We start from the raw sequence: 7202 nt of genomic DNA, 5'->3' as shown, positions 1-7202 counted from the left end.
TGTAAAATTAACAGTGCCCATACAATTGGCCCCCTTGTATTTCTGAAAGTTTTATGTTACACTACTGCCATATGGTGAAAAAGACTGTATATGGTCTAATCCTGCTCCTGCTGCTTGGGAGTGCCCTTGCATCGGGCAATGCCTTGGCGGTGGATGAGACACTCCGACCGCTAGTTGACAAGACGGTTGGGTTTTTCAAGCCCCTCAAACAAAAGGTCGCAGACGTCCGGGGCGCCGTGCTCACCGTTGATAGTAGCACGGCTCCGGAGATGTTTGTCAAAGGGATGCGCCTGGAACTCTTCCGTGAGGCTGAGATGTTCTACCACCCCATTACCAACGAACCCGTGGGCAGATTCGAAAAATCCGTGGGCGTTGCCGAAGTCACCGACGTAACACCCAATGCCATCAAGGCAACCGTTCTATCGGGAAAGCCCCAAAAAGACGACACGGTACGGGTGTCAAGCTCAAAGCTAAGACTCCTGTTTTACCAGGGCAAGACGATAGACTGGTTCGTCGGGGATGCATACTACAGACAACTGAAAGAAACAGGCCGCTTTGATATGCTCGACACGTCGCTCGTTACCGATGACGTTGAAAAACTCCTGGCCGAGGCAAAGAAGTCCTACGCCGGCATCCTTGCCGTGGTGGATGGCATAAACGAGGGCAGGGACAAGTTCCTGAGACAGCGGCTATTCTGGGTCTCCGACGCACGGGAGATATCCACCGACAAACTCCTCTTAAACGAGGACTATGTAAGCGGTCTGAAATCAGCCGCAGACCCGTTTGTGGCATCCAACGACGCACCGCTTCTGACCTACCAGCTATCCACCGGCTACGACCTCATCGCACTGGGCGACCTCGATGGCGATAAACAACAGGAAATGCTACTCAACACCGGTGCCACTGTAAGGGTCTTTAAACCCACCGTAGACCTCCACCAGCTATGGACGTTTGATACCGACAAATTCCAGGACAACATATACCTCGATACCATAGACCTCAACAAAAACGGTAAGGCCGAAGTGATCGTCACCTCCTATGGATCAGATGGTGCCTATGGCTATGTCTACGAACTCAAGGATAACGCCATCGAACTCTTGTGGAAGACAAAAGGATTCCTGCGCATCATCGGTGGCAGGCTGTTGTTTCAGGCGTTTGATTCATCGGATGGTTTTAAGGGCGACGTCTTCAACGTGGTCTATGACGGCAAGTACCACCCGGATAAGGCACTGATGCTGCCAAAGGGAATTAACATCTACGACTTCGCATTCCTGTCCGACCAGGGGCAGGGGCAAGATAAAGAATTACTCAGGGTAGTGTTCTACGACGACGACAACCACATGGTCATATCCAACGACATGGGCAAAATCCTGTGGCGGAGCAAGGACGATTTTGGCGGCTTCATAAGGGAGTATCAAGGAGATGGCTTCAGAAGAACAGGCCCCTGGCATGTTGCCGACAAGTTCTACACCACCAAACACCAGGCGTTGGTCATCAAGCGTACTCCCGTCACCGCTACCGTGATATCCCTCGGGTATGGCAAATCCAAAATAGTAAACCTATGGTGGAACGGCTCAACGGTCGACGAAAGTGCCCTGACTGGCAACCTCAATGGCAACATCCTCGACTACGCCATAGACAAAGACAGGCTGTATGTACTGAGTAAACCCATACTGGGAATCGTGGCCAAGAACATCCTTTCTGGTGACAATCCGTTTGTGACGGTACTGTCAGTCTATCCGTTTATCTACTGACATCCCCGCTGTGCTGATGAGGAGCGCTTTTACTTGGACAATGTCATAATACCAAAACACGTGGGCATTATCATGGATGGCAACGGCAGATGGGCCAATATACGGGGGTTGCCACGAGCAGAGGGACACCGTCAGGGGGTCAGACGCAGCAAGGATGTCATCAATGCCAGCGTCGATATTGGGATCAAGGCACTAACCCTGTACGCATTTTCGATAGAAAACTGGAGAAGACCCCAAACCGAAGTCATAACCCTCATGGACCTCCTGGAGATGTACCTCAAAACGGAAATAGATGACCTTATGAGCAAGGGCATAGCATTTAAGGTGATCGGAAACAGGGAAAAACTCCCCCCCGAAATACAGTTCCTGATAAGAAACGCAGAGTTCCTGACGTCGCTTAATACCAGCATGGTGCTGTCAATGGCCATAAGCTACGGCGGCAGAGACGAAATCGTCCGCACCGTAAGAAAGCTCGCCAGAAGCGGTGTAGACCTCAGTAACGCCGATGAATCAGTCCTGGAATCCAACCTCGACACCAGAGACATGTTGCCCGTAGACCTGATAATCCGCACGGGCGGAGAAAAACGCATCAGCAACTTCCTGATCTGGCAGTCGGCATACGCCGAGCTGTACTTCTCCGATACCCTGTGGCCGGACTTCACTCAGGATGAGTTCTTTTCGGCCATCCACAACTACAAACAAAGGGAGAGACGCTTTGGGGCGGTCCCCCATAAGGTCTCCTTGTAGAGATGCACGCCAAGCGACTGATAGTTGCCGCCATCGTTCTGCCGCTCTTTTACTACTACGTCATGTATCTGCCGCGTGGCTTTTTCCTGTTTCTTATCTGTGTGATATCCTTCATCAGCCAGGCGGAGTTTTTGGCCATGTACAAGGTCAGGGAGCATCAGAGGTATCTTTTTGCGTTGCTGGGGATTATCCCCATCTGCATGACCTACAAGTACAACGATATCCCAACCGCCCTGATAACGGTAATGCTGGCAACGGTGCTGCTTGGAAGGCTATTTGTCCGAAAGTATCCGGAGAACGCCTTGGTGGATATTGCACCATATATCGTCAGCTTCTTGTACATCCCGGTGATGTTGAGTTACTTCATAAAGTTAATGTCCATAGGTCCGGAGATAGTCATCTTCCTATGTGCGGTCATATGGGGGGCAGACAGCTTTGCACTGTATGCAGGCAAGACCATCGGAAAACGATCCCTCTACAAACAGATGAGCCCAAATAAAACCATAGAAGGTGCAATCGCCGCCATAATCGGAGCCGTCATCTGTTCCGCTCTGCTGAAGGCATACTTTGCACTACACCTGTCGTTTGATAAAACATTCCTCGTCGGTATAGTCCTGGCAATGGTAGGCATAGCCGGTGACCTGGTAGAGTCCATGTTTAAACGAGACGCAAACGTCAAAGACTCAGGAAGTCTGTTGCCTGGCCATGGTGGCATCCTGGATAAAATAGACGGTATGCTGTTTGCCGCCCCTGCACTCTATCATATGCTTATAATGTTTAGCCAATAGTGATGACCCTCAACTTAACACCATGACACTGTATTAGATTTAAAACCGTCCGATGTTTTACCTTATCTCCATCTCTATAGCTTTCTACCAAATTTCTTGGCGAAGGTATTGATAATTTTTTATAGATTTTAGATGAGGCAATTGGTAACGTTGACAATATGATTGCAATCAGGTTATACTATTTCATGATGCTAACAAGGAAGGACTATGGAACCTGTATACAGATAGCTCTGTTAATATTTTTCATAATGATGACTGTCAGGCCGGTTGATTTCAGTCTTGCAAGAAGCAGCGATATGACAATATCCTTCACGCTTGACGTGTGCAACATCTCAAGCGCCGTAGTGCATTCAATTGTGGATATGCCTTTTGTAAATGAATGTCTGTACTTTCTGATAATAATGCCAATCTGTGCTTTTATTGCATTAGAACAAGTTTTTAGATATTTGGTCATAGGCTTTCCCATTGAGCGCCCACCTGAAGTCCGGGAGATACGGACAAGTTAATCTGTTTCGGATAGTTGTTGACTATCCGTCTCAAAAACACCTCAAACTGTTACCTATTTTTTAGCCTTTATGAACCATGCCCCCAAGCGTCAGGGGAGGACGTCACCCCGGGAGGACGGCACCCCTTACAGGGTTTCGTGGGTATCGGCTATGTGTCTGACTATACGGCCTTCTATCATGTAGATGACCATTTCGGCTACATTGGTGACGTGGTCGGCTATGCGTTCGAGATTTCTGGAGATGTAGGCCAGTTTGGTTGCGTGGACGATGGCCTCGGGGTGTTTTGTCATGATGGCCATCAGTTCGTCTATGATGATGTCGTTGAGGTCGTCTACTTCGTCGTCGCGCATGATGACGTCCTTGGCCAGGCGTTTGTCTTCGTTGACGAAGGAGTCGATAGCATCCTTGATCATGCGTTGTGCGACCTCACGCATCCGGGAGATATCGTCATAGGTGTTGTTGAATGGCTCATTGCTGAGTTCGACGGCTCTCTGTGCAATATTTACGGCGTGGTCTGCGATCCGTTCGAGATCCGTGGTGATCTTCATCCCCGTGGTGATAAAGCGCAGGTCCTTGCCTACTGGTTGGCGGCGAGCGATAAATTTGATGCACGCCTCATCTATATGGACGTCGTAGGTGTTGATTACGTGGTCGTTTTTGATGACCTTGTTGGCCAGTTCCGTGTCCCGCTCCAAGAGGGACCTTACACTGTCCTTGATGGCAGTCTCAACCAGAGAGGCCATCTTCAGGAGCATATCCTTTATTGCCCTTAGTTCATCATCCTTTATTGACATATGCCTAAAATCTCCCTGATATATAATCCTCTGTGAGAACGTTAGAGGGGTTTGTAAACAAGAGGTCTGTCCTGCCAAACTCCACCAGCTCACCGAGCATCATAAAGCCGGTCCAGTCCGATATCCTCGCGGCCTGTTGCATGTTTTGTGTGACAATGACAACCGTATAATATTTCTTGAGGCTTGCGGCAAGCTCTTCTATCTTTGACGTGGAAACCGGGTCAAGCGCCGATGCAGGTTCATCAAAGAGCAGCACCTCCGGTCTGACCGCCAGTGAGCGAGCAATCACAAGTCTCTGCTGTTGTCCGGCGGAGAGGCTGTAGGCACTGTTGTGCAGGCTGTCCTTGACCTCATCCCACAGTACGGCGTGTCTGAGGGCTGTCTCAACGGATTGGGCAAGTTCGTTCTTGTTCCTGACGCCCTTTAATCGCAGTCCGTAGGCCACGTTTTCAAATATCGTCATCGGAAACGGCGTCGGCCGCTGAAATACCATGCCTATCTTGCAGCGCAGTTGGATGAGGTCTACGGCGCTGGAGAGGATGTTGGTGTTGTCGAAGTATATCTCTCCTTCGTACCGGCTGCCCGGGTAGAGGTCATGCATCCGGTTAAAGCATCGCAGCAGCGTGGTCTTGCCACATCCCTCAGGGCCGATGAGCGATGTTACAGCCTGCTTGTAGACAGGCAGGGAAATGCCCCTGAGGGCATGGACTTCATCGGAGTAATAAAACCCCAGCGATTTTACATCGATTACCCTCTCAGATTCCATATCTGAAAACCTCTCTGACATCATCACTTATCATAAGCAGTAATTATATCATAGAGTACAAAAGAAAAGCATATTTTTTTGCAACCGGTCAGGATTAATTTGTTCGTATCTTTTATAAATTCCATGGTAAGTGAGAAAAACATGAAAGATAAGCCATTGAAAATAAACGATTCATACAGTTTTAAAAGGAGTTTTACCATGTTTTTTAAAGAGGATTAATTTGTTCTGTCTGAACAGGATTTTTTACAGCAAGAAAAAAAGTTCAAGACTTTCTTGTTTGAGATATGCTATGCTTATCTCTGTGCGATATTACAGGCACCGGTTGGTGACGCTGTTGTTTGAATGCAGTTGGGCAATGGCCCTGCGCAACAGGAGGGTGTGAACCCCGTCAGGTCCGGAAGGAAGCAGCGGTAAGCATTTATTCTGTGTGCCGCAGCAAGTCTTTGCCCGGCTGCATTGAAAAAACAGACGTTGGTGCCCCCGGCATCCAGGTCCACCTCCGGTAGCCATGTCCGCCCCCGGTTGTCGGAGTGCCAATGTGTCACAACAGCAGGGCACCACACGGGGAACCAAACCCCCTTGGGCAGCATAATAGCGGAGAGCTTTATAACGTGTTTAAGGAGAGCTGATTGTCTTACTTAGTGCTCGCCAGGAAGTGGCGGCCACAGTTTTTTGAGGACCTCGTTGGGCAGGATACAATAATCAGGGTGCTGCGTAATGCCTTGCTGGAAAACAGGTTGGCACACGCATATCTGTTTTCAGGCCCCCGTGGGGTCGGCAAGACCTCCGCTGCCCGCATACTGGCCAAGTCCCTCAACTGCGAAAACGGCCCCACTCCTACACCATGCGGTACCTGTACCTCCTGTCAGGCAGTGCGCGATGGCTCCTTCATGGATGTCATCGAAATAGACGGCGCCTCAAACAACAGCGTGGACGACATCCGCGACCTCAGGGAAAAGGTCAAGTATGCCCCATCCGGCTCACGATACAAGCTCTACATCATCGATGAGGCTCACATGCTCTCTACGGCGGCTTTTAATGCCCTCTTAAAAACCCTCGAGGAACCACCCCCACACGTCATCTTTGTCCTGGCCACAACGGCAGCCAATAAGATACTCGCAACGGTGTTGTCTCGGTGCCAGCATCTGCCCTTTAAGCGCGTCCCCTCCGCACAGATCAAGGAGCGCCTTATGGTGATCTCAAAGGCCGAGGGCTTTAACATCACAGCGGAGGCACTCGACCTCATCGCAAGAGCCGCAGATGGCGGCATGAGGGACTGTCTCACACTGCTTGATAAAATCGCCTCATTCACCACCGACATAACGGACTCCGCCGTGAGAGACCTCCTGGGGATTGCAGACCTCTGTAGCGTATCTGACATTGCCAATGCAATCGTGACAGGTGACAGGGTGCAGATACTGCGGATAATCGACACGCTCTATGAGGGAGGGATTGACCTGCGGGGGTTTGCCTCGGAGCTTACCGTGTTCTTCAGAGACGCCCTGATCCAGTGCGTACACAACACCCCACCAACCCCCACCGCAGGGCTGTCAACCGCCGTGGACGTGGAGACCCTGACCGTCATCCTAAACGAACTGATAAAGGCACATGCCACAATAAAGACCTTCTTTTCACCACGCATCGCCCTTGAGATGACGCTGATAAAGCTCAGTCTCCTGGGGTCGCTCAAGGGTGTGGAGGGCGTCATGGCGGACTTGCTCCAGCGGGCCAGGCAGTTGGGACCTCTGCCCGCCCTGCCGTCAGCCGGACAACAAAAAACTATAATATCAGCACCAATATCAGTACCAACGGCGCCGGAACCAACACCTCCTCCACCCCCCGATTCC

At 50.4% G+C, this 7202-nt stretch carries 6 protein-coding genes and 1 other RNA gene; 5 read left to right on the top strand and 2 right to left on the bottom strand.

Annotated elements, in window-relative coordinates; genetic code table 11:
* The first annotated feature begins 71 nt into the window (after positions 1–71).
* The 3 genes from HWQ67_RS10225 to HWQ67_RS10215 are packed head-to-tail and all read left to right on the top strand — an operon-like array spanning position 72 to position 3289.
* On the top strand, positions 72–1754 hold the full coding sequence (locus tag HWQ67_RS10225; RefSeq protein ID WP_218252591.1) for a hypothetical protein: 1683 nt from the start codon (positions 72–74) through the stop codon (positions 1752–1754).
* 33 nt (positions 1755–1787) lie between these two features.
* Positions 1788–2501, top strand: a complete 714-nt coding sequence (uppS, locus tag HWQ67_RS10220) for a polyprenyl diphosphate synthase (RefSeq protein WP_218252590.1) — start codon at positions 1788–1790, stop codon at positions 2499–2501.
* 2 nt (positions 2502–2503) lie between these two features.
* Positions 2504–3289: a phosphatidate cytidylyltransferase gene (locus HWQ67_RS10215; protein ID WP_218252589.1), complete on the top strand. Its 786-nt coding sequence runs from the start codon at positions 2504–2506 to the stop codon at positions 3287–3289.
* Between the two features lie 631 nt (positions 3290–3920).
* On the opposite strand, the gene phoU is transcribed toward HWQ67_RS10215, so the two are convergent.
* Together phoU and pstB are read right to left on the bottom strand one after the other, a co-directional pair.
* Positions 3921–4589 carry a phosphate signaling complex protein PhoU gene (gene phoU / locus HWQ67_RS10210; RefSeq protein WP_218252588.1) on the bottom strand — a complete coding sequence of 223 codons (669 nt, stop codon included), beginning with the start codon at positions 4587–4589 and terminating at the stop codon, positions 3921–3923.
* Between the two features lie 4 nt (positions 4590–4593).
* A complete protein-coding gene (pstB, locus tag HWQ67_RS10205; protein WP_218252587.1) occupies positions 4594–5355 on the bottom strand; it encodes a phosphate ABC transporter ATP-binding protein PstB in 762 nt (253 codons plus the stop codon).
* Positions 5356–5707: 352 nt separating this feature from the next.
* Here pstB and ffs point away from each other — a divergent pair.
* An RNA gene (gene ffs / locus HWQ67_RS10200) (signal recognition particle sRNA small type) lies at positions 5708–5805 on the top strand.
* 179 nt (positions 5806–5984) lie between these two features.
* A partial coding sequence (gene dnaX / locus HWQ67_RS10195) for a DNA polymerase III subunit gamma/tau (RefSeq protein ID WP_218252586.1) occupies positions 5985–7202 on the top strand: 1218 nt, incomplete at its 3' end.

It is taken from the genome of Candidatus Magnetobacterium casense (assembly GCF_019173545.1).
Taxonomy (GTDB): domain Bacteria; phylum Nitrospirota; class Thermodesulfovibrionia; order Thermodesulfovibrionales; family Magnetobacteriaceae; genus Magnetobacterium; species Magnetobacterium cryptolimnobacter.
This window is presented reverse-complemented; position numbering and strand designations above follow the sequence as displayed.